19 protein-coding genes are annotated in these 22,334 nt (G+C 72.8%); 10 read left to right on the top strand and 9 right to left on the bottom strand.

Annotated elements, in window-relative coordinates; translation table 11 throughout:
- Window positions 1–2: 2 nt before the first annotated feature.
- Window positions 3–827, bottom strand: coding sequence for an SURF1 family protein (locus tag MicB006_RS19855; protein ID WP_116511638.1), 825 nt, complete (start codon window positions 825–827; stop codon window positions 3–5).
- Window positions 828–962: 135 nt separating this feature from the next.
- Between MicB006_RS19855 and MicB006_RS19850 the strand changes: the two genes are divergently transcribed.
- Window positions 963–2,333, top strand: coding sequence for a cobyrinate a,c-diamide synthase (locus MicB006_RS19850; RefSeq protein ID WP_116508106.1), 1,371 nt, complete (start codon window positions 963–965; stop codon window positions 2,331–2,333).
- A gap of 126 nt (window positions 2,334–2,459) precedes the next feature.
- On the opposite strand, the gene MicB006_RS19845 is transcribed toward MicB006_RS19850, so the two are convergent.
- Window positions 2,460–4,592, bottom strand: a complete 2,133-nt coding sequence (locus MicB006_RS19845) for a transglycosylase domain-containing protein (RefSeq protein WP_116508104.1) — start codon at window positions 4,590–4,592, stop codon at window positions 2,460–2,462.
- Window positions 4,593–4,713: 121 nt separating this feature from the next.
- Here MicB006_RS19845 and cobC point away from each other — a divergent pair, with 121 nt between their 5' ends.
- Genes cobC through cobA form a run of 3 tightly spaced genes read left to right on the top strand, consistent with a single transcriptional unit; the run spans window position 4,714 to window position 8,113 of the window.
- Window positions 4,714–5,796 carry an Rv2231c family pyridoxal phosphate-dependent protein CobC gene (gene cobC, locus MicB006_RS19840; RefSeq protein ID WP_116508102.1) on the top strand — a complete coding sequence of 361 codons (1,083 nt, stop codon included), beginning with the start codon at window positions 4,714–4,716 and terminating at the stop codon, window positions 5,794–5,796.
- Window positions 5,796–6,866: a nicotinate-nucleotide--dimethylbenzimidazole phosphoribosyltransferase gene (cobT, locus tag MicB006_RS19835; RefSeq protein WP_116508100.1), complete on the top strand. Its 1,071-nt coding sequence runs from the start codon at window positions 5,796–5,798 to the stop codon at window positions 6,864–6,866. The genes cobC and cobT overlap by 1 nt, the downstream gene beginning before the upstream one ends.
- Window positions 6,863–8,113, top strand: a complete 1,251-nt coding sequence (cobA, locus tag MicB006_RS19830; protein ID WP_116508098.1) for a uroporphyrinogen-III C-methyltransferase — start codon at window positions 6,863–6,865, stop codon at window positions 8,111–8,113. The genes cobT and cobA overlap by 4 nt, the downstream gene beginning before the upstream one ends.
- A gap of 200 nt (window positions 8,114–8,313) precedes the next feature.
- On the opposite strand, the gene otsB is transcribed toward cobA, so the two are convergent.
- The 4 genes from otsB to MicB006_RS19810 all read right to left on the bottom strand — a co-directional run bounded on the left by otsB (window position 8,314) and on the right by MicB006_RS19810 (window position 13,113).
- Complete coding sequence (gene otsB, locus MicB006_RS19825) at window positions 8,314–10,914, bottom strand: trehalose-phosphatase (protein WP_116508096.1); 2,601 nt, start codon at window positions 10,912–10,914, stop codon at window positions 8,314–8,316.
- A complete protein-coding gene (locus MicB006_RS19820; RefSeq protein WP_043328887.1) occupies window positions 10,911–12,311 on the bottom strand; it encodes a trehalose-6-phosphate synthase in 1,401 nt (466 codons plus the stop codon). The genes otsB and MicB006_RS19820 overlap by 4 nt, the downstream gene beginning before the upstream one ends.
- A 141-nt stretch (window positions 12,312–12,452) precedes the next feature.
- On the bottom strand, window positions 12,453–12,854 hold the full coding sequence (locus tag MicB006_RS19815; RefSeq protein ID WP_152037857.1) for a hypothetical protein: 402 nt from the start codon (window positions 12,852–12,854) through the stop codon (window positions 12,453–12,455).
- Complete coding sequence (locus MicB006_RS19810) at window positions 12,832–13,113, bottom strand: hypothetical protein (RefSeq protein WP_116508092.1); 282 nt, start codon at window positions 13,111–13,113, stop codon at window positions 12,832–12,834. Before MicB006_RS19810 ends, MicB006_RS19815 begins: the two co-directional genes overlap by 23 nt.
- Window positions 13,114–13,327: 214 nt before the next feature.
- Between MicB006_RS19810 and ettA the strand changes: the two genes are divergently transcribed.
- The 4 genes from ettA to MicB006_RS19790 all read left to right on the top strand — a co-directional run bounded on the left by ettA (window position 13,328) and on the right by MicB006_RS19790 (window position 16,818).
- On the top strand, window positions 13,328–15,004 hold the full coding sequence (gene ettA / locus MicB006_RS19805; RefSeq protein WP_116508090.1) for an energy-dependent translational throttle protein EttA: 1,677 nt from the start codon (window positions 13,328–13,330) through the stop codon (window positions 15,002–15,004).
- A complete protein-coding gene (locus MicB006_RS19800; RefSeq protein ID WP_116508088.1) occupies window positions 14,997–15,440 on the top strand; it encodes a thioesterase family protein in 444 nt (147 codons plus the stop codon). Before ettA ends, MicB006_RS19800 begins: the two co-directional genes overlap by 8 nt.
- Complete coding sequence (locus MicB006_RS19795; protein ID WP_116508086.1) at window positions 15,437–16,102, top strand: hypothetical protein; 666 nt, start codon at window positions 15,437–15,439, stop codon at window positions 16,100–16,102. Before MicB006_RS19800 ends, MicB006_RS19795 begins: the two co-directional genes overlap by 4 nt.
- A gap of 131 nt (window positions 16,103–16,233) precedes the next feature.
- On the top strand, window positions 16,234–16,818 hold the full coding sequence (locus MicB006_RS19790) for a YbjN domain-containing protein (protein WP_116508084.1): 585 nt from the start codon (window positions 16,234–16,236) through the stop codon (window positions 16,816–16,818).
- A 12-nt stretch (window positions 16,819–16,830) separates the two neighbouring features.
- Here the strand turns inward: MicB006_RS19790 and MicB006_RS19785 are convergent, their stop codons facing one another.
- The 3 genes from MicB006_RS19785 to MicB006_RS19775 all read right to left on the bottom strand — a co-directional run bounded on the left by MicB006_RS19785 (window position 16,831) and on the right by MicB006_RS19775 (window position 19,961).
- The gene (locus MicB006_RS19785) at window positions 16,831–17,217 is read right to left on the bottom strand and encodes a globin (RefSeq protein WP_116508082.1); all 387 of its coding nucleotides are present in this window, start codon (window positions 17,215–17,217) and stop codon (window positions 16,831–16,833) included.
- Between the two features lie 78 nt (window positions 17,218–17,295).
- Complete coding sequence (locus tag MicB006_RS19780) at window positions 17,296–18,669, bottom strand: MFS transporter (RefSeq protein ID WP_116508080.1); 1,374 nt, start codon at window positions 18,667–18,669, stop codon at window positions 17,296–17,298.
- 236 nt (window positions 18,670–18,905) lie between these two features.
- Window positions 18,906–19,961 (bottom strand): mechanosensitive ion channel family protein, encoded by a 1,056-nt coding sequence (locus MicB006_RS19775; protein ID WP_225980425.1) that lies wholly within the window; start codon window positions 19,959–19,961, stop codon window positions 18,906–18,908.
- A 176-nt stretch (window positions 19,962–20,137) separates the two neighbouring features.
- Between MicB006_RS19775 and MicB006_RS19770 the strand changes: the two genes are divergently transcribed.
- Both MicB006_RS19770 and MicB006_RS19765 read left to right on the top strand, forming a co-directional pair.
- Window positions 20,138–21,595, top strand: coding sequence for a D-glucuronyl C5-epimerase family protein (locus MicB006_RS19770; protein WP_116508078.1), 1,458 nt, complete (start codon window positions 20,138–20,140; stop codon window positions 21,593–21,595).
- A gap of 198 nt (window positions 21,596–21,793) precedes the next feature.
- Window positions 21,794–22,333: an HNH endonuclease gene (locus tag MicB006_RS19765; RefSeq protein WP_116511631.1), complete on the top strand. Its 540-nt coding sequence runs from the start codon at window positions 21,794–21,796 to the stop codon at window positions 22,331–22,333.
- Window position 22,334 lies beyond the last annotated feature (1 nt).

Raw genomic sequence — 22,334 nt, 5'->3', positions numbered from 1 at the left:
GCTCAGGCGGACGTGGGGGCGGCCGGCTCGGCGGCCCGGTCCACCGGCTCACCCGGCTTGTCCAGCCCAGCGAGTCGGCGGGCCTCCCGGCGCGCCACCCAGCCGTAGCCGAACAGGCTCATCACCGCGAAGATCCACCACTGCCACACGTAGCCGAAGTTCTGCCAGTTGTTCGTGTGCCCGATCTGCACCGCCTGGAAGGCCGGGTCGGCGGCCGGCGTCTGCCCGTCGAGCAGCACGTATCCGCCGGTCACCGGATAGGGGAGCTGCTCGGCCAGACGGGGGATGTCGATGCGCCGGGCCTCCAGCTTCCCGTCGCGCCGGCCGACCCCGCCCCCGCCGCTCTCGCTGGCGACCACCCGGCCGGTCACTGTCACCTCGCCGTCCGGCGCCGCCGGCACCTGCGGCTGCACCATCGCGCCGGCCCCCGGCGCGGGCGGAATCCAGCCCCGGTCGACGAGCACCGCGCTGCCGTCGGCGAGCACCAGCGGGGTGAGCACCTCGAAGCCGACCGTCCGGTCGACGGTCCGGCCGCGAATCAGGACGGTGTTCGTGCTGTCGTACCGGCCGGTGGCGGTGACCCGGCTCCAGGTCAGCTCCTCGGCCGGAGCGGGACCGACGGCACCCGCGCCGCCGGTGGGCGCTGGCAGCGCGTCGCGCAGCGGCGCGGGCGTCATGGTGGCTCCGGCGTCGATCCGGTCGTTGATCGCCGTCCGGCCCCGGTAGCGGTCCAGCTGCCAGTTACCCAGGAACACCATCACCGTCGCGGCGACGAGCGTCAGCGCGAGGTAGCCGAGCCAGCGCGGGGTCAGCAGGAACCGGTACACGTTGGCCAAGGCTACCCGTATGAGCGATGCCACTCGCCGTCGCCGGCCAGAAACGGCGGTACGCGCGGACCTCCGCGGGCCGGGCCGGGCGGGTATGGTCACGCGGGCGGAAACCACCCACATCAGGAGTCGATGATGACCGACGTGCCGCGCGTCGTGCTGAGTGCGCCCTCCTCGGGGCACGGCACGGGCGCCGTCTCTCTCGGCCTGCTGGCGGCCCTCGCCGACCGGGATCTCCCGGTGGCCGGTTTCAAGGTCGGGCCGGACCAGGTGGACGCGGCGTACCTCGGGCTCGCCGCCGGCCGCCCCGGGCGCACGCTCGACCCGAGACTGGTCGGCCCGGAGCGGATCGTCCCGCTCTTCGCGCACGGCGCGGCCGGAGCCGGGTTCGCCCTGGTGCAGGGGACGATGGGCCTCTACGACTCGGTCGCCGGGCGGCCGGAGAGCGAATCCACGGCGGCGGTGGCCACCGCGCTGCGCAGCCCGGTGGTGCTCGTGGTGGACGTGGCCGCGATGGGCCAGTCGGTGGCCGCGCTGGTGCACGGCTTCCGGGCGTACGACGACGAACTCTGGCTGGGCGGCGTGATCCTCAACCGGGTGGCCTCGCCCCGGCACGAGGCGCTGCTGCGCGAGGCGCTCGACGACGTCGGCGTACCGGTCTACGGCGCGCTGCGCCGGCACGAGCTGCCCCCCGTCCTGCCCGCCCGGCGGCACGGCACCGGTGCCGTCGTGCGCGGCGACGCCGACGCCGAGCGCGGCGTGCGCCGGCTCGGGGAGGCGGTGGCCGCCACCGTCGACCTCGACCGGCTGCTGGTGCTGGCCCGGTCCGCCCCGGCGCTCACGGTGGAGCCGTGGTCTCCGGAGCCGGCCGACGCCCCGCCGGCGTCGGCGGAGCGCCCGGTGGTCGCGCTGGCCGGTGGCCCGGCCGGCGCCTACAGCCACCCGGAGGTCGCCGAGCTGCTGCGCGCCGCCGGCGCCGAGGTGGTCACGCTCGACCCGCTGCGCGACGAGGCGCTGCCCGCCGGGGCTCGGGCGCTCGTCGTCGGCGGCGGGTTGCCCGAGACGTACGCGGAGCAGCTCTCCGCCAACCGCCGCCTCTGCATCGCGGTGGCCGAGCTGGCCCGCTCGGGCCGCCCGGTGATCGCCGAGGGGGCCGGCCTGCTCTGGCTGGCCCGGGAGCTGGACGGCCTGCCGATGTGCGGGGTGCTGGACGCGGTCGGCACGGTTCGGGACGGCCTGGTGGTCGGCTACCGCACCGCCACGGCGGTCACGGACAGCGTGGTGGCCCCGGCCGGTACGACGGTGACCGGGCACAAGCAGCACGCCGCAGTGCTGACGCCCCGTGCGGGTGAGCGGCCGGCCTGGCGCTGGGAGGGCGGCAATCCGGAGGGTTTCGTCCGGCAGGCCGTGCACGCCTCGCAGCTCGTGCCGCACTGGACCGCGCACCCGGGCGTCGCGGCCCGGTTGGTGGCCGCCGCGCTGGCCCCCGTGCCCGCGCCGGCCTGACCTGTCAGGTGACGGCCTGCCCCCGCCGCAACGTCGATCAAGGAGCTCGCGTCGGCGGATCAAACGATCCGGACGCAAACTCCTTGATCGACTACCCGGGCGCACCCCCGGGCGGATCAGGGCGGGTCAGCCGACTATCTGGTCCGAGGGTGGGGTGAACTGGCGGGTCGGCTGGCCCTTCAGCGAGTCCCGCAGCGTCTGCGCCACCGCGTTCACCGGGATCTGCGACTGCCCGTCGCCCACCGCGTTGAACGGATTGTCCGGGTCGGCGATGAAGCTCGCCGCCGCCAGCTCCGGCGTGTAGCCGACGAACCAGGCCGACCGGGTGCTGTCCGTCGTACCCGTCTTGCCGGCGACCGGCCGCCCCACGGTGCCGCGGACGCTGTCGGCTGTCGACCAGCCGCCGCAGCTCCCCTTGGCCGGGGTGTCGCCGGTCGGGCAGCGCGCCGCGTCCGTGGCGGCCCGGGCCGCGTCCGCGTTCACCACCTGCCGGCACCGGGGCTTGGCCACCTCCCGCTGCACCCCGCCCGCTGTGGTGTACGTGGCGGGCGTGCCGTCCCGGTTCATGATCGAGTTGACCGGGATCGCCTCGCAGTAGCGCCCGTCGGCGGCGATCGCGGCGTAGGCGTTCGCCATCTCCAGCGGGGTGGCGTCGGAGACGCCGAGCGTGAACGCGCCCCACTTCTTCACCTTTGCGGGTGACGCCTGGTCGCGGTCCACGTCGGTACGCCAGCGCAGCCCCAGCTGCTCGGCCAGGTGCACCCCGGCGTCCGCGCCGATCTTCTCCTCCAGCTGGACGAAGTACGTGTTCACCGACTTGCCGAAGCCGGACCACATGGTCTGCCGCCCGGTCATCGCGCCGCTGGCGTTCGACGGCGCCCATCCGTCGTAGACGGCCGACTTGTACGTGTACGGCGAGTCGTACGCGGTGGACAGCGGCATCCCGGCGTTGAGCGCGGCGAGCATCGGGAACATCTTGAACGTCGAACCGGCCTGGTAGCCCGGGAGCGTCCCGCCGCCGAGCAGCGGCGCCACGGTGTTCGGGTAGTTCGCCTTGACCTTCGGGCCGGCCTCCGGGTTCGAGCTGTTCGGGTTCTCGGCCAGGTCGAGCGAGTAGTTCCGGTTCACCGCCATCGCCTTGATCCGCCCGGTGCCGGGCTCGGCGACCACGATGCCGTTGGCGAACGGGCTGCCGGTGTTGTCCTTGGCGCCCACGTTCTTCTCGGCCGCCGCCTGGGTCTTCGGGTCGACGGCGAGCACGATCCGGTAGCCGCCGCGGCGCAGCTTGTCCATCCGTTCCAGCCGGTTCTCACCGAACGCGGGCTGGGAGCTCCACCAGTTCTTCAGGTAGTCGCAGTAGAAGCCCCAGCTGCGGTGCCCGCCGTCGATCGCGGCGCAGTCGTTCGGCGGGTCGGTCAGCTTCAGCTTGATCGGCTGGCCCTTGGCCGCCGCGGCGGCGTCGGGCGAGAGGTAGCCGAGGCGGGACATGTTGTCCAGCACGTAGTTGCGCCGGGCGGTGGCGTCCTTCTGGTCGGAGGTGATCGGGTCGTACTCCGACGGCGACTTCACCAGCCCGGCCAGCGTGGCCGCCTCGACCGGGGTGAGCGTGGCCGGGGTCTTGGAGAAGAAGATCTGCGAGGCGGCGTAGATCCCGTAGGCGCGGTGGCCGAAATACGCCGAGTTGAGGTAGCGCTCCAGGATCTGTTCCTTGCTCAGGTGCTTCTCGATGTCCATCGCCATGCGCATCTCCTTGACCTTGCGCAGGCTGGTCTGCTGAGTCGCCTCCTGGACCTCCTTGGGCGTGGTCGCGCTGTCCCGAAGCGCCATCCGCACGTACTGCATCGTGATCGTCGAGGCGCCCTGGGAGACGCCGCCGGATCGGGCGTTGGAGACGAAGGCCCGCGCCACGCCCTTCGGGTCGACGCCGTGGTGCTGGTAGAAGCGGTTGTCCTCGGCGGCGACGATCGCCTGCTGGATGTTCGGCGACATGCTCTCGATCTTGGTGTACTGCCGGTACTCCTCGTAGAACATGGTCAGCACGGTCTTGCCGTCCGGCGCGTAGACGTACGAGGTCTCGGCCGGCAGCGCGGTCTTGAGGATGTTCGTCTTCTGTTCCATCGCGTGCGCGGTGGCCTTGGCCCCGAGACCGGTGACGGCGACCAGCGGATACAACGCGGCGGCGACGACGATGCCGGCGATCAGCCCGGCGCGGAGGAGAGGAACGAGACGGCCAGCGGAAGCAAGGGGACGATTGCTCACGGGGTCAAGCTATGACATTTCCGATTCGGAAATGAGAAGAACTCATAAACTGGCGGACCGTGACGCGACCCACGCCGGGATGCGCTGTCCCGGGCGGCGGCTTCCCGGCAGGATCGCGGACATGCCCGCACCACCGACCGGAAGCGCCGCCGCGCTCGACGAGCCCGACCTGGGCCACCACGGAGACGCCGAGGCCACGCCCGGCCTGGTCGACCTGGCGGTGAACGTGCGCCGTGCCCCGATGCCGGACTGGCTGGCCGACCCGGTCACCGCCGCGCTGGGCGACCTGGCCGCGTACCCGGACCCGGCGCCGGCCCGCGCCGCCGTCGCTCACCGGCACGGGCGACCCCCGGAGGAGGTACTTCTCACCTCCGGGGCCGCCGAAGGATTCGTGCTGATCGCCCGTGCCCTGTCCGGCGCCCGCCGCCCGGTGGTGGTGCACCCGCAGTTCACCGAGCCGGAGGCGGCGTTGCGGGCCGCCGGGCACCGGGTGGACCGCGTCCTGCTCGACCCGGCCGACGGCTTCCGCCTGGACCCGACCCGCGTCCCGGACGACGCCGACCTGGTCATGATCGGCAACCCCACGAACCCGACCTCGGTCCTGCACCCGGCGGGCACGATCGCCGCGCTGGCCCGTCCCGGTCGGGTGCTGGTGGTCGACGAGGCGTTCGCCGACACCACCGCCGCGCCCGGCGTCGACGGCGAGCCCGAGTCCCTCGCGACCCGCCGCGACCTGCCCGGCCTCGTCGTGGTGCGCAGCCTCACCAAGACCTGGGGCCTGGCCGGGCTGCGGATCGGCTACCTGCTCGGCGACGCCGCGCTGACGGCCCGGTTCGCCGCCGCGCAGCCGCTCTGGGCGGTCTCCACCCCGGCGCTCGCCGCCGCCACCGCCTGCGCCACGCCGGCCGCCGTCGCCGCCGAACGCGCCATCGCCGCCGAACTCGCCGCCGACCGCGACCACCTGGTCGCCCGCCTGTCCGGCCTGCCCGGTGTACGCGTGGCGGGCCGCCCGGCCAGCGCCTTCGTGCTGATCCACCTCGCCGGCGCGGCCGAGGTGCGGGAGCGGCTGCGCGCGCTCGGCTGGGCGGTACGCCGGGGCGACACGTTCCCCGGGCTCGGCCCGGACTGGCTCCGGATCGCGGTACGCGACCCGGGCACCACGGACGCGTTCATCAGGACGCTGGCAGGGATCCTGGAGGCATGATGCTGGAGTCCACAGTCGCGGCGATCCGGTCGCTGGACGAGGCCGCCATGGCGGCGGCGCGCGAGTTGCAGGGCCGGCTGACCAAGCCCGCCGGCTCGCTCGGCGCCCTGGAGCCGCTCTCGGTACGCCTCGCCGGGCTGGCCGGCGCCTGCCCGCCGCCGCTGCCCGAGCCGGCCGCGGTGGCGATCTTCGCCGGTGACCACGGCGTGCACGCCCAGGGCGTGACCCCGTGGCCGCAGGAGGTCACCGCCCAGATGATCGCCAACTTCCTGGCCGGCGGCGCGGTCGTCAACGCGTTCGCCCGCCAGGCCGGCGCCTCGGTCACCGTGGTGGACGTCGGCGTGGCCACCCCGGTCCCCGGCGCCGAATCCGCCGATCCGGCCGGGCCGCGTCTGGGGGCCGCGAACGTCCGCGCCGGCACCCGGGACATGACGGTCACCGCCGCGCTCACCCGGGACGAGGCCCGTGCGGCGCTCGAGACCGGCATCCGGGTCGCGGGCGAGCTGATCGACGCCGGCGCGGGCATCCTGCTCACCGGCGACATGGGTATCGGCAACACCACCCCGTCGGCCACGCTGATCGCCGCGTTCGCGCGCGTGGACGCGGAGGCGGCCACCGGCCGGGGCACCGGGGTCGACGACGAGACGTACGCCCGCAAGGTGGCGGTGGTGCGCGCCGCGCTGGCCCGGCACCAGCCCGACCCGGCCGACCCGCTGGGCGTCCTCGCGGCGGTCGGCGGCCTGGAGCACGCCGCGCTGACCGGCCTGATCCTGGGCGCCGCCGCCCGCCGGGTGCCGGTGCTGCTGGACGGCGTGATCGCGGTGAGCGCCGCGCTCGCCGCCGCCGCGTTCGCGCCGGACGCGGTGGGCGCCATGGTCGCCGGGCACCGCAGCGCCGAGCCGGGCGCCACGGCGGCGCTGCGGCACCTCGGCCTGGAGCCGTTGATCGATCTGGGGCTGCGGCTCGGCGAGGGCACCGGGGCGCTGCTGGCCCTGCCGGTCGTCACCGGCGCGGTCCGGGTACTGCACGAGGTCGCCACGTTCGAATCCGCCGGGGTGGCGGAGAAGTGACCGGACCGACGTCGCCCAGCCCGTACCCCCTGGGGTTGCGGCTGGACGGGCGGCGCGTGGTCGTCGTGGGCGGGGGAGCGGTCGCCACCCGGCGGGTGCCGGCGCTGCTCGACGCCGGCGCGGACGTCCTGCTGGTGTCGCCCGAGCTGACCCCGGCGCTGCGCGCGCACGTCGACGCCGGGCGGCTGCACTGGGAGCCGCGCCGGTTCGCCCCCGGCGACCTGGACGGCGCGTGGCTGGTCCAGGTGGCTGTGGACGACCGGGCCGCCGCCGCGGCGGTCAGCGCCGCCGCGGCCGAGCGGCGGATCTTCTGCGTCCGCGCCGACGACAGGTCGGCGGCGAGCGCGTGGACCCCGGCGGTGACCCGGCACGGCCCGGTGACTGTGGCGGTGCTCGGCGGCGGCGACCCGCGCCGCGCGATGGCCGTCCGCGACGCCGTCCGCGAGTTGCTCGTAAGGAAGGGCCCCCCGTTAACGCCTCAGGTAGAGGAAGGGCCCCCTGTTAACACCGGCGGGCGCGTCGCGCTGGTCGGCGCCGGGCCGGGTGACCCGGAGCTGATCACCGTGAAGGGATGGCGGCTGCTCACCGAGGCCGAGGTGGTCGTCGCCGACCGGCTCGTGCCCGGGCTGCTCCTGGACGAGCTGCGCCCCGACGTCGAGCTGGTCGACGCGTCCAAGATCCCGTATGGGCCGTCGCGCGCCCAGGAAGAGATCAACCGGATCCTGGTGGACCGGGCCCGGGCCGGCAAGGTGGTGGTGCGGCTCAAGGGCGGCGACCCGTACGTCTTCGGCCGCGGCGGCGAGGAGCTGCTCGCCTGCGCCGAGGCGGGCGTACCGGTGACAGTGGTGCCCGGGGTTACGAGCGCGGTCGCGGTGCCCGAGGTGGCGGGCGTCCCGGTGACCCACCGGGGAGTGGCACACGAGTTCACAGTGGTCTCCGGGCACGTCGCGCCCGACTCGCCCGCGTCGCTGGTGCGCTGGGAGGCGCTGGCCGGGCTGCCCGGCACGCTCGTGATCCTGATGGGGCTGAAGAACCTCGCCGCGATCGCCGCGACCCTGATCGCGCACGGCAAGCCGGCGGGCACCCCGGCCGCGGTGATCCAGGAGGGCACCACAGCGGGCCAGCGGACGCTGCGCTCCACGCTCGCCGGTGTCGCCGCCGACGTCGAGGCCGCCGCGCTGCGCCCGCCCGCGATCGTCGTGGTCGGCGACGTCGTGCACGCCCTGACCCCCCACACCCCAGCCTGACCCGCCCCCGCCCCTGCGCCGCCCCGCCGATCTTGCACTTGGTGCCCGCCAGGTGCCCGTTACAGCCCATTTGCCGGGGCAGCAAGTGCAAGATCGCCGGGGCCGGGGCGGGCCGGGACGGGCCGGGGCGGGGCGGGTGGAACGGGGACGGCGGCGGGGGACCGTTGGTCTCCCGCCGCCGTCCGGGCGCTTCGGTCAGGTCACTGCTTGAGCATGTTGTCCAGCAGCAGGGCGCAGCGGATCAGGCCCAGGTGGCTGTACGCCTGCGGGTGGTTGCCCAGCCCGCGCTCGGCCAGCGGGTCGTACTGCTCCGGGAGCAGCCCGGTCGGCCCGGCCGTGTCGAGCATCTGGGTGAACAGCTCCTCGGCATCGCTGCGGCGGCCGGTGCGCAGGTACGCCTCGATCAGCCACGACGTGCAGATGTGGAAGCCGCCCTCGCGGCCGGGCAGGCCGTCGTCCCAGTGGTACCGGTAGACGACCGGACCGCTGCGCAGCTCCGCCTCGATCTTGAGCACGGTGGAGAGGAAGCGCGGGTCGTCGCCGGCGAGCAGCCCGGAGATGCCGATCCACAGCGACGAGGCGTCCATCTCCTCGTAGCCGTAGGCCACGCTGTACGCCTCGGCCTCCGGGTGCCAGCCGTGCTCCAGCACGTTCGAGGCGATCCGGTCGCGCAGCTCGACCCACTCGGGCCGGTCCTCGCCGCCGTGCTGCCGCACCACGTGCAGCGCCCGGTCCACTGTCATCCAGAGCATGACCTTGGAGAAGACGTGGTGCCGCGGTGGGAGGCGGGCCTCCCAGATGCCGTGGTCGGGCTCGTGCCAGCGGCGGCGTACCGCCTCGACCATGTTCTCCAGGACCCGCCACTCGTCGTCGCGGATCGAGCCCCGGGCGTCGGCCACTGCCGCGATCAGGTCCGCGACCGGGCCGAACACGTCGAGCTGAAGCTGGTGGTTGGCGAGGTTGCCGACGCGTACCGGCCGGGAGCCGGCGTACCCGGGCAGCGTGTCGATGACCGCCTCGGCGCCCAGCTCGAAGCCGTCCACCGTGTAGAGGGGGTGCAGCCGCTCCGGGTGCCCGCCGGTGCGCTCGACGACGCCGTCGATCCAGCGCAGCAGCCCTTCGGCCTCCTCGGTGGAGCCGAGGTCGACAAGCGCGCGGGCGGTCATCGCGGCGTCGCGCAGCCAGCAGTAGCGGTAGTCCCAGTTGCGGACACCGCCCAGCTCCTCCGGCAGCGAGGTGGTGGCCGCGGCGAGGATCGAGCCGGTCGGCTCGTGGCAGAGCCCACGCAGCGTCAGCGCGCTGCGGGCGACCAGGTCCCGGGCGGTGGCGGGCAGCCGCAGCGAGGCCACCCAGTCCTTCCAGGGCTGCTCGGCGGCGGCCTGCCGCTCGTGCAGCGGCAGCCGGTGCGGCTCCAGGCTCTGCGTGCCGAAGCGCAGCTCCAGCACCACCTGGCCACCGGCCGCCGACAGGTCGACCACCGCCTTCGCGGTCTCGTACCCGGCGTCGTTAGTGACCTCCCACTCGACGCCGGGGGAGTGCAGCGCGACCGGCTCGTTGGAGCCGAGCACCAGCAGCCCGTCGTCGAGCGGCTGGAGCTGCACCGCCACCTGACCGAACTCGGGGCGCGGCTCGAACTCGACGCGGGCCCGCCCGGTGCCGCTGAGCACCCGGACCAGTGTCGAGTCGCCGCTGACCACGGCCGGGTCGTCCGGCGTGGTCTGCCGTACCGGAAGGTCGAGCCAGTCGGTCACGGTCAGGCCGGACCAGCGGGTCTCCACGGTCATCGTGTTGCTGCGGTAGCGCTGGCCCAGCGGGATGCCGCCGCGCTCGGGGCCGACCGTGAAGTGCCCGGCCGGGCTGCCGCCGACCAGGTCGGCGAAGATCGCCGCCGAGTCCGGCTTCGGGTGGCACAGCCAGGTGATCTTGGCTTCCGGCGTGACGAGCGCGACCGTACGGCCGTTGGCGAGCATCGAGTGCCGCTCGATCGGCACCGCCCGCTCGCCGAACAGCCAGTGCCGCCGCGTCTCCAGCAGCAGACCCAGCGCGCGGGCCGCCTCGATCGGCTCGGCCACCCGGTAGTCGGCCCGGGTCTCCCCGGGACCGATCTTGATGCCGACGTCCGGCCCGGTCAGGTTGCCGAAGGCGTTCTCGTCGGTGACGTCGTCGCCGATGAACAGCACCGCGCTGGCGGCGAGCTGGGTGCGGAGCTGGTCGACGGCGGTGCCCTTGTTGGTGACCACCACCGACAGCTCGATGACTTCCTTGCCCTGGGTGACTGTCACGCCGTCCCAGGTCGCCGGTCCGCTGCGGACCGCCTCGACGGCCCGGGCGGCGACGTGCGGGTCGACGCCGCGGGTGTGCACGGCGACGCTCGCGGGCTTGCGCTCCAGGCGGATGCCCGGGTGCTCGGCGGCGATCTCCCGCAGCGCCTCGCGGAGCCGGTGCCGGACCGCGATCAGCTCGGGTGTGAGGCGTTCGACGAATCCGATGTCGAACTCCGAGCCGTGGCTGCCGACGAGGTGCACCTCGCTTGGGAGCCGGGAGAGCGTGGCCAGGTCGCGCAGCGCGCGGCCGGAGACGACCGCGACGCTGGTCTGCGGCAGCGAGGCCAGGGCGCGTACCGCGGCCACCGACTCCGGCAGCGGCACGGCCTTGCTCGGGTCCTCGACGATCGGCGCGAGCGTGCCGTCGTAGTCGCAGGCGACCAGAAGCTGCGGAACCCGGGCGATGCGGCCGATGGCGGCACGCAGTTCGGGATCCAGCACGCCGCCGTGGGCGGCGGCGAGGGCGGGCGAGGTCACGCAGCCTCCGTATCTCCGACGCCGAGCTCGCTGAGGAACGACTTGGCCCAGTGGCCCACGTCGTGGCTGCGCAGATGGCGTTGCATGACGCGCATCCGGCGGCGGGCTTCGGGCTTTTCGACATGCACGGCCCGCAGCAACGCGTCCTTCACCGCGTCCGGGTCGTGCGGATTACACAGGAACGCCTGGCGCAGCTCGGTGGCAGCGCCGGCGAACTCACTGAGCACGAGCGCGCCGCCCTGGTCGGCGCGCGATGCGACGTACTCCTTGGCCACCAGATTCATTCCGTCTCGCAGCGGGGTCACCATCATGACGTCGGCCGCGACGTACATCGCGGCCAGTTCGGAGCGACTGTACGACTGATGCAGATAATGCACTGCAGGCACGCCGACCCGGCCGAATTCACCATTGATCCGGCCAACCTCGCGTTCCACCTTCACCCGAAGTGCCTGGTAGTGCTCCACACGCTCGCGGCTGGGCGTGGCGACCTGCACCATAACCGCGTCGGGAACTGTCAACTTTCCGTCAGCAAGGAGTTCGCGGAAGGCCTTCAGGCGGAGTTCGATGCCCTTGGTGTAGTCGAGCCGGTCGACGCCCAGGATGATGGTCTTCGGGTTGCCCAACTCCTCACGGATCTGCTTGGCGCGGGCCTGGATCGCCGGGTCCTCGGCCAGCCGCTCCATCTCCTTGGTGTCGATCGAGATGGGGAACGCGCCGGCCTTCACCTGCCGGCCGTCGACCTGGATCATCTGGCCCTCGTAGCGCAGGCCGAGCAGGTGCCGGGCCAGCCGGACGAAGTTCTGCGCCGCCAGCCGCTGCTGGAAACCGACGAGGTCCGCGCCGAGCAGGCCGCGCAGGATCTCGGTGCGGAACGGCATCTGCATGAACAGCTCGATCGGCGGGAACGGGATGTGCAGGAAGAAGCCGATCCGCAGGTCCGGCCGCAGCTCGCGGAGCATCGCCGGCACCAGCTGGAGCTGGTAGTCCTGGACCCAGACCGTGGCGCCCTCGGCCGCCACGTCGGCGGCGGCCTCCGCGAACCGGGCGTTGACCAATCGGTACGCCTCACGCCAGCGCCGCTTGTAGGCGGGCGTCTCCACCGCGTCGTGGTAGAGCGGCCAGATCGTCGCGTTCGACTGGCCCTCGTAGTAGCGCTCCAGTTCCTCGGCGCTCAGCGGCACCGGGTGCAGCCGGATGCCCTCCAGGTCGAACGGCTCGGGCGCGGCGCCGGTGCCGCCGGCCCACCCCACCCAGGTGCCCTGGTGCTCGGCCAGCACCGGGTGCAGCGCGGTGACCAGCCCGCCCGGGCTGCGCCGCCACTGCCGCCCCTCGGGTGTGCTCACCTCGTCGACCGGCAGGCGGTTGGCCACTACGACAAAGGAGCTACGGACGGTCACGATCGGCCACCTCCGGGTACTGACGGGTCCACCGCGATGAGCGTACTGAGCGTAGCTGCGGCCTCTGTTGCCCCGTGCCGGAGTTACCTACCCGTCCCAGAACCGCCGAACCCACCGCGTGATCTTGTCGACACCGGTGGCTCAGAGGTCGATGATCGGCCACTCCTTGGGCAGCACCTCACCGAGCAGTTCCCGCCGGTCGCTCATGATCGGTGTGGTGGCCCGCGCGGCCTCCAGCGCCACCTGGGCGAGGTCCATGCTCAGGAGCGTGCGCGACCAGCCGCCGAGGAACATGCACATGTCGTGCGCCACGGGGGTGACGACCACGTGGTCGAGATCTCCGAGGATGTCCAGCAGGCGCCAGCCGTCGACGGCCACCTGCCGGTACGCCTCGGCGAGACACAGCGCCGGCACGATCACCGACTGCCCCCGGTCCGCGACCGACGCGATCTGCTCCCCGACCGCCTCGGTGCCGTCCGAGTAGGCCAGCAGGCAGGCGGTGTCGAGCACCAGCCCGGGGTCAGTCACGGGTCTGCCGTCCACGTGACGACTCGTTCAGCAGTGCGGCGGCCCGGGCCCGCAGTTCCGGGGTGATCTTCGCCTGGGCCTCGTCGAGCGCGTGGCCCGCGTCGGCGAGCCCGCTGTCGGACAGCCGGAAGCCGACCTGCCGGAGCGTGCGCCGGGTGCGCTCTCCCGCCATCCGCTGCCGCACGCTCTCGGTGACGAACGCGGAGACGTTCGGCTCCTGGGCCAGTCGTTCGGCCACGTCGTCGGGCACGCTGATGGCGATCTTCTTGGTCATACTGGAGAAGTTAACGAGTAGTACCGGTGTTGGCAACGAGGCGCGCCGCCGTACCGCTGGGGTGGGGTGATGTGGGCGTGGCGGTCCGTACCTGTCAGGATTGACGGCGGCGTGCGTGCGGCCGGCTCCCGGCCGGCGGCGGCGGGCGGAGATCGGCGCCCGCGCCCCGCACCCGACAAGCCCGCGATCGCAACCGACGGAGGTAGCCCGCACCGTGGCCCAGTTCATCTACGTCCTGGACAAGGCGCGCAAGGCGCACGGCGACAAGGTCGTGCTCGACAACGTGACGCTGAACTTCCTGCCGGGTGTCAAGATCGGGGTGGTCGGTCCGAACGGCGCCGGTAAGTCCAGCCTCCTCAAGATCATGGCAGGGCTGGACCGGCCCAGCAACGGCGAGGCCCGGCTCATGCCCGGCTACTCCGTCGGCATGCTCGCGCAGGAGCCGCCGCTCAACGACACCAAGACGGTCCTCGGCAACGTCGAGGAGGCGGTCGCCGAGACCAAGGCCAAGCTGGAGCGGTTCAACAAGATCGCCGAGCAGATGGCCACCGACTACTCCGACGAGCTGATGGAGGAGATGGGCAAGCTCCAGGAGGACCTGGACGCCGCCGACGCGTGGGACATCGACTCCAAGCTCGAACTCGCGATGGACGCGCTGCGCTGCCCGCCGCCGGACGCCGACGTCACCACGCTCTCCGGTGGTGAGCGCCGCCGGGTGGCGCTGTGCAAGCTGCTGCTGGAGGCGCCGGACCTGCTGCTGCTCGACGAGCCCACCAACCACCTGGACGCGGAGAGCGTGCAGTGGCTGGAGCAGCACCTGGCCAAGTACGCGGGCACCGTCCTGGCGATCACCCACGACCGGTACTTCCTGGACAACGTGGCCAACTGGATCCTGGAACTGGACCGCGGCCGGGCCTACCCGTACGAGGGCAACTACTCCACCTACCTGGAGAAGAAGGCCGCCCGGCTCTCCGTCGAGGGGCGTCGCGACGCCAAGATGAAGAAGCGCCTCTCCGAGGAGCTGGAGTGGGTCCGCTCCAACGCCAAGGCGCGGCAGACCAAGTCCAAGGCCCGTCTGGACCGCTACGACGAGATGGCCGCCGAGGCGGAGAAGACCCGGAAGCTGGACTTCGAGGAGATTCAGATCCCGCCGGGCCCGCGCCTGGGCAACACCGTCATCGAGGCGCAGAACCTCACCAAGGCGTTCGGCGACCGGGTGCTGATCGACAACCTGTCGTTCTCGCTGCCCCGCAACGGCATCGTCGGCATCATCGGCCCGAATGGCGTCGGCAAGACCACGCTGTTCAAGACGATCGTCGGGCTGGAGGAGCCGACCAGCGGCTCGGTCCGGGTCGGCGAGACCGTTTCGCTGTCGTACGTCGACCAGAACCGGCAGGGCCTGGACGGCGACAAGACGGTCTGGGAGGTCGTCTCGGACGGGCTGGACCACCTCATGGTGGGCAAGGTCGAGATGCCGTCCCGCGCGTACATCGCGGCGTTCGGCTTCAAGGGGCCGGACCAGCAGAAGCCGACGAAGGTGCTCTCCGGCGGCGAGCGCAACCGGCTCAACCTGGCGCTGACGCTGAAGATCGGCGGCAACGTGATCCTGCTCGACGAGCCGACGAACGACCTGGACGTGGAGACGCTGTCCAGCCTGGAGAACGCGCTGCTGGAATTCCCCGGCTGCGCCGTGGTCATCTCCCACGACCGGATGTTCCTGGACCGGGTCGCCACGCACATCCTGGCCTGGGAGGGCGACGACCAGAACCCGGCGAAGTGGTTCTGGTTCGAGGGCAACTTCGAGGCGTACGAGAAGAACAAGATCGACCGCCTCGGCGCCGAGGCCGCCCGGCCGCACCGGGTGACCTACCGCAAGCTCACCCGTGACTGACCGCTTCGTCTACCACTGCGCGCTGCGCTGGTCCGACCTGGACGCGTACGGCCACATCAACAACGCCCGCTTCCTCACGCTCTACGAGGAGGCCCGGGTGGCGATGATGTTCGCCGGCGGCCGGGCGTGGGGAGTGGGCTCGTTCGCCGACGGGGTGGTCATCCGGCGGCACGAGGTCGACTACCTGCGCCCGGTCGACTACGCGCTCGGCCGGGCCAGCGCGGAGGCGGCCCCGACCGTGCGGATCGAGCTGTGGGTGGACCAGATCCGCAACGCCTCGTTCTCGGTCGCCTACGAGCTGTACGACGGCGACACGCTGGCCAGCACCGCCCGGTCGGTGCTGGTGCCGTTCGACCTCGCCGCCCAGCGGCCACGCCGGATCTCGGCGGACGAGCGCGCGTTCCTGCTCCGCTACGCGCCGGGGCTGACCGGATGACGACCGGGCACGGGCTGACCGGGGTGGCCGACGCGGGCGCCTTCCTGGCCCGGCTGGTCCGGTTCGACCCGGCCACACTGGTCCGCCTGCGGCCGGTGCCCGGCGCCGGACGTACGGCGCTCTGGGCGCGGCTGCCCTGGGAGGTGCTCGTGGTCCGCACCGTCCCCGGTGGCGCCCCCGGGGACGTCACCGTCGGGGCGGGGGAGTTGCTCGCCGAACTCACCGCCGGGGGCGCGGCGCTGCCGGTACGCCGGGACGACGGCTGGCGCTGGCAGTTGCCGCCGGGCGCGAGCCGGGCGGTGGAGTCGCTGCCCGGCGCGGAGCTGCGCCGGATCGCGGAGGCGGCGGCCGGGACGCTGCGCGAGGCGGCCACGCACGGGGTGGCCGGCCGGGCGGTCGGCCAGCGGGTGCTGCGGGACGCGCTGCTGGACCACGTCGCGGTGGTGGTGACGCCGGACGAGGACCCGCGCACGCCGGTGGAGGTGTCGCAGCGGCTGGTGCAGGGCCTGGTCCGGATGGGTTTCGCCGGCAGCGGCGAGGACGACGTTCAGGTGCGGGCCGCGGGCCGGTGGGTCGGGCTCGTCGGTCCGTTCGGCGCGGTCTGGTCGCGTACTGTCGCTGATCTTGCACTCAGGCCGACACCGGGTCGTCCGAACGTATGACCCGTCATCGTCCTTCCGGTTTGGGGCGGTCGTTGGGGGGATGCCTCATGCCGTCTGTCCGGGTACCGTCCTTCCTCGGATCCAACGCACCGTAGGCGATTGGATCCGCTGGGGAGTGAGGTGCGCGAGCGATGCCGTGGTGGTCATGGCGCCCTGGTCCCGCCGCTGGCGGCGAACCGGAGACTCGAAGCGGAGTCACAGTGGATGACACCATCCGGGTCGGACCACCGACCCCGCGCCAACCGGGAGACGACGCGCCGGTGCCCGAGCGTCCGGACCTGGCCGACATGCCGGCCACTGTCGCCCCGGTCACCCTGAGCCGGGTCTGCGACGCGCTCGACCTGCTGGACGTGCGCTACCTGGCCGACGGCGACGGCAACCTGCTGGCCATGTGGGAGCGGCACGCCGTGCTCGTCGCGCTGGAGGGCCCGGAGGACGAGATCCTGGTGATGCGGGCCCGCCCGCACGCGACAGTCCCGCCGGACTGGGCCGACCGGGCGTACCGGGTGGTCAACGAGTGGAACCACACCCGCCGCTTCTGCAAGGCGTACATCGGCGACCCGACCGAGCGCGGCCAGCTCCCGATCTACGCCGAGCTCCAGGTCCCGCTCGGCGCCGGGGCCCACGACGCGCTGCTCGTCGAGATGCTCGACTGCGGCGCCGCGGTCGCCACCACGTTCGTCGACTGGCTGCACGACGAGGGCGCGCTGCTCTGAGAGCCGGGCGGCTCAGCCGGCGGCCGGATCCTCCATCACGTTCACCATGAAGTAGGCGGCCCGCTCCAGGTAGTCCCAGAGCGCGGCGGCGAGCTGCGGCGGCAGGTCCAGCGCGTCCACCGCCCGGCGCATGTGCAGCAGCCAGGCGTCCCGCTCGACGGCGCCGATCCGGAACGGGGCGTGCCGCATCCGCAGCCGGGGGTGCCCGCGCTGCTCGGAATAGGTGTGCGGGCCACCCCAGTACTGGATGAGGAAGAGGGTCAGCCGGTCCGCCGCCGGGCCCAGATCCTCCTCCGGGTACATCGGCCGCAGCACCGGGTCCTCGGCGACGCCGGCGTAGAACTCGTCCACCAGCTTACGGAAGGCCGGTTCACCACCGATCGCCTCGAAGAGGGTCATCGACTCGCCTGGGGAAGTCACGCTTCCATCCTGCCAGGTACGGCCCCGAAGCCGCGCCCGCCCGCGGGGCGGCGCGGATCACGTCACCGCGTGCCGGCGCCGCCCGTGCTCGCGGCCCCGGTCGCCCGCCGCCGGGCCCCGCGCGGTGTGCGTGGGCGCGAGGGGGTCCGCTGACGACTCGGCGCGGGCGGCCGCGATCGCCGCGTCGATGGTGCGCGGCCGGGGCCAGGCGAACGCCGCGACGAGCATGAGCAGCACGCCCGCCGCGCTCCACGTGCCGACCACCGACGGGACGGAGAACCGTTCGGCGAGGGCGCCGGTGGCGAGCACCGCGGCGCCCTGGATGACCTGGGTGCCGGTGGCCATCACCCCGAACGCCCGGGCCCGGTAGCCGTCCGGCAGGGCCTGCACGAACAGCCCGTTGGCGACCGGCACCAGCCCGGCGACCGCGAAGCCGCACGCGGCGGCGAGCAACGCCACCACCGACGGGGCCGGGTCGAGGAGCGCGGGCACGAGCACCGCGGGCGCGATGACCATCAGCGGCCGCATCAGCGCCAACCGGCGCGCCGGGGCGATCAGCCGCCCGATGATCAGCCCGCCGAGGACGTACCCGACCGGACCGGCGGCCATGATGACCGCCTGGGCGGTACCGGTGTCCATCGTGCCGTCGGTGTGTTCGGCGGCCCAGCCGGCGGCCAGCCCTTCCGGGACGATCGAGAACAGCATCGCGCTGAACACCAGCATCGCGATGGCCCGCAGCACCGGCCGTTCGAAGACGATCCGGAAGCCCTGGCCGGTCTCCCGCAGCAGGTGGCTGCGGTGCTTCGCGGTCATCGTCGACGGCCGGTCGCGTACGCCGACGCGGACCAGCAGGGCCGACAGGGCGAAGGTCGCCGCGTTGACGAGCAGCGCGGCGTTCGGATTCAGCGCGGCGATGGTCGCGCCGATCAGGTAGCCGACCACCTGGGCGGCCTGGGACGCGCTGGTGAACGCGGACAGGCCCACCACCAGTCGGTCGCCGGTGAGGATCTGCGGCATCACCGCCGAGCGCGCCGCCTGGCTCGGTGGATTGGCGAGCGTGGCCAGGAAGATCAGCGCGAGGATCGACCAGGCCGGCATGAACGGCATGGCGACGAGCAGCATCAGCGCCATCCGGATCAGGTCGCAGATCACCATGACCCGGCGGTAGCGGTGCCGCTCGGCGAGTGCGGAGAGCAACGGGCCACCGAGCAGCCAGGGCAGATAGCTGACCGCGAAGGCGGCGGCGGAGAGCGCTACCGATTCGGTCTCGCGCAGCACGAGCACGGTGACCGCGGCCTTGGCGAGATAGTCGCCGACCCAGGAGAGGATGTTGGCGGCGAACAGCGCCCGGAACTCCGGCTGACCGAACACGTCGCGGAAGGTGGCCGGGCCCTCCGGTGCGGGTCGCTCGTCGGACACCGTCGCCTCCATCGTTCCTGGTCGACCACTTGTGATGGCCCGACCGGGAACCGTCGTCAGATCAACCGATCAGCGAGGACACGAGCACGCTCCCCGGTGGAGCGTGTTCACCGGATTCTGCCCGATCGTCTGACAACTGGCTAGGGCGAACGGATTGATCGTCGCATCTCCGACTGAACCGAACGGACGATACCCGAGGGGCCGCGCGGAGCGCGACCCCCGGAAAATAGTCCGGCTTGTCCGGCGACTCAGGTGGGTCCGCTGGTACCCGTGCCCTCGGTCGCGGGCTGCGTCGGCGTCTGCGGCGGCAGCCCGGGGAAGAGCCGGGCCGCCGCGATCCGCGCGGTGATACCGGAGTTCTCCAGCGCCTCGGCGAGGCGGCGGCGCAGCTCCCGGCCCACCGCGAACTGCCCGTCCGCGGTGGTCTTGACGACGGTACGGATCACCGCGCCGTCCACGGTGATCTGCTCGACGCCGAGGACCTCCGGCGCCTCGACGATCTTCGGCGCCAGCTCCGGGTCCAGCGCCACCGACGCCGCCGCGGTACGCAGCACAGCGGTGGCGTCCTCGGTGCCGGCGAAGCCGATCGGCAGGTCTACCACGACCAGGGCCCAGCCCTGGCTCTTGTTGCCGACGCGGACGATCTCCCCGTTGCGGATGTACCAGAGCACCCCGCGGCCGTCACGGACCGTGGTCACCCGCAGTCCCACCGCCTCCACCACGCCCGTCGCCTCGCCGAGGTCGACCGTGTCACCGACGCCGTACTGGTCCTCGATCAACATGAACAGGCCGGCGATCAGGTCCTTGACCAGGCTCTGCGCGCCGAAACCGAGCGCCACACCGGCGATGCCCGCGCTGGCCAGCAGCGGGGCCAGGTCGAAGCTGAACTCCTTGAGCACCATCAGCAGCGCTATCCCGAAGACGAACGCGGTGACCATGCTGCGCAGCACCGACCCGATCGCCTCGGCCCGCTGCCGCCGCCGCTCCGGCACGAACTGGTCCGGGTCCGGCGTGGCGCTGGGAATCCGCTCCCGCAGCGGGCGGAGCATCGTCGGCACCGCGCCCTCGGTGGTGGTCCGCACCAGCCGGTTGATGGTCCGGTGCAGCGCCCAGCGGGCGGCCACCGCGAGCAGCAGGATCAGCGCCACCCGCAGCGGCTTGAACAGGATCCAGTAGCTGCTCTCGGCGAACCAGGCGGAGTCGGTGACCCGGTACACCCACTCGCAGGAGCTGCTGCCCTGGCAGTCCGGCCGCCGGTCGGAGACGGCGGACAGCAGGGCGGAGATCAGGTCGGAGAGATTCACAGTGCTTTCGTACCGCACGCGCCGCGGCCGTCCGGCGCGGACCCACCGCCGGCCGGGCAACCCGCCTTCCTTCCTGCTCCGTTGTACCGGGGGGCGGCAAGAACGCCCCGGCCCGCACGGGGGCCCCGCGACTGGCCGTCCAGCTCGCAGTTGGGCGGAGCAAGGGGAGAAGCGACATGACGGAGGAGCTCTTAGGCGCGCGCCGATCCTGGTCCCGTCGTCAGGTGCTGACGGTGGTGGCGGCGGCGGCCGGCGCCGCGCCGCTGGTGGCGACCGGCGCGGCGAGGTGGTCGGCCGAATCGCCTGTCAAGTTCCGCAGCGACCCGTTCGAGATCCGCGACCTGCCGCAGGGGCAGCGGCCCTACTACAGCGGCGTCCGGCTGCCGATCGTCGACACGGGCACGCACGACAAGCACGGCGTACGCATGGCGCTGCTCGGCGGGAAGCTCTACAACCATCCCGTGGCCCAGGCCCAGTACGGCATCAACCTGCTGGAGAGTTACCGGGTCACCGGCGAGCAGGTGTACCTCAAGCGGGCGATGACGCAGGCGCAGCGCCTGATCGACAGGCGGGTCGTCCGCCGGGACGGCTGGTTCTACCCGTACCGGTTCCGGCACGCCATGCACCGCGGCACCGACGTCTACGAGACGCCGTGGTACTCGATGATGGCCCAGGGCCAGGCGATGAGCCTGTTCGTCCGGCTGGCGCAGATCGTCGGCGACCGCACCCACTGGCGTCAGGCGGCCGACGCGACGTTCGCGTCCTACCTGCTCCCGCCGGTGGCCGGCCAACCGTGGGGGGTGTACGTCAAGGACGGGCTGCTCTGGCTGGAGGAGTACGCCCACCCCACGCGGGTGCGCGGCGACCAGACCTACAACGGGCACATCTTCTCGGCCTTCGGACTCTGGGACTACTGGAGCCTGAGCCGCGACGCCCGGGCCAGGCAGATGCTCCAGGGGGCGATCACCACCGCCCGGGACGCCCACCGGCTCGTCCGCACCCGCCAGTGGCGGAGCAGGTACTGCCTCACCCACCGCAAGGACGCGGGCATGTACCACTCGACGCACATCATCCAGCACGCCGTGCTGCACGCGATCACCGGCGACCCGACCTTCGCCGGGATCATGGACCTGTTCTACTCCGACCACCCCACGTACGGGGTCTCCGGAACGATCCGGCTCGCCCCCGGGGACCACGTCGGCTACAAGTTCGACGCGGCCGGCACGGTCCTGGACCGCAAGCGGATCTCCCTGACCAGGCCCGCCGAAGCGGCCTCCACGGAACGGCACAAGGTGATGCGGCAGACCGGCATCTGGTACGACATCAGCGAGGGGAGCCTGAGCGGTTACCTGGTCAAGGAGATCCCCGGCCGGTCGTACCAGGTCGGGAGAGCGGCCCCGATCGGCTACCGCATCCCACGGTCGGCAGTGGTCGTCGCCGCGCCCGGCAAGGCGTACTCCCTGGACGACGCCAGGAAGGTGACGGCGGTGACCGCCGGTCTCGCCGTCGGCGACACCGTGACGGTGAATCTGCGCGCCGCCCTCGACGGCGTCCAGCACTACCGTCTGGACTCCGGCACCCACGCCGGCCAGTGGGTCCGGCTCGACACCCTGCGTGGCGTCGGGACGGCGTAGAGCGAGGGCGCGAACCGCCCCGATGCGGGTGATCCGGCGGGCCGCTTGCAGATTCGTGCGTGCAATCGAGGGCGCGATCAGGGACTATTGGCGCAACGGACGTCGGTGATCCGGCCGCCGTCGGAGTCGTTCCGCGCTGTTCGCGGGCGGTTCCGGCGCGCAGGCGGCGGGAGCGGCTGGACCGGGAGGGTGAGCGCGATGCCTGACATACGACCCACGGCGGGCTCCGGTGCGCTCGTTCTCAACGCCACCTACGAACCCCTGTGCGTCGTGTCGGTGCGTCGTGCCGCGATCCTCGTCCTCTCCGCCAAGGCGATCTGCGTGGCCGACGGCGAGGGCGTCCTGCACAGCGCGCGTAACGCGTTACCGGTGCCCTCGGTGGTACGCCTGACCCGCTACGTCCGGGTGCCCTACCGCACACACGTCGGGCTGTCCCGGCGGGCCGTGTTCGCCCGCGACGGGTGGCGGTGCGCGTACTGCCGGGGGCCGGCGGAGACCATCGACCACGTCTTCCCGCGCAGCCGGGGCGGCCGGCACGCCTGGGAGAACGTGGTCGCCGCCTGCGCGCGGTGCAACCACACCAAAGGCGACAAGACGCCGGCCGAGCTGGGCTGGCGGCTGCACCACCTGCCGGCCCCCCCGAAAGGGGCGGCCTGGCGGGTCCTCGGGCACCGCGCGCCCGACCCGCGCTGGGCGGACTGGCTCGACCTGCGCGAGCCCGAGTCCGAGGCGGCCTGAC

The sequence above is a fragment of the Micromonospora sp. B006 genome (genome assembly GCF_003408515.1).
Classification (GTDB): Bacteria; Actinomycetota; Actinomycetes; order Mycobacteriales; family Micromonosporaceae; genus Micromonospora; species Micromonospora echinospora_A.
Note: the sequence above shows the minus strand (reverse complement) of the source record. Positions and strands in the feature narration are given on the sequence as shown.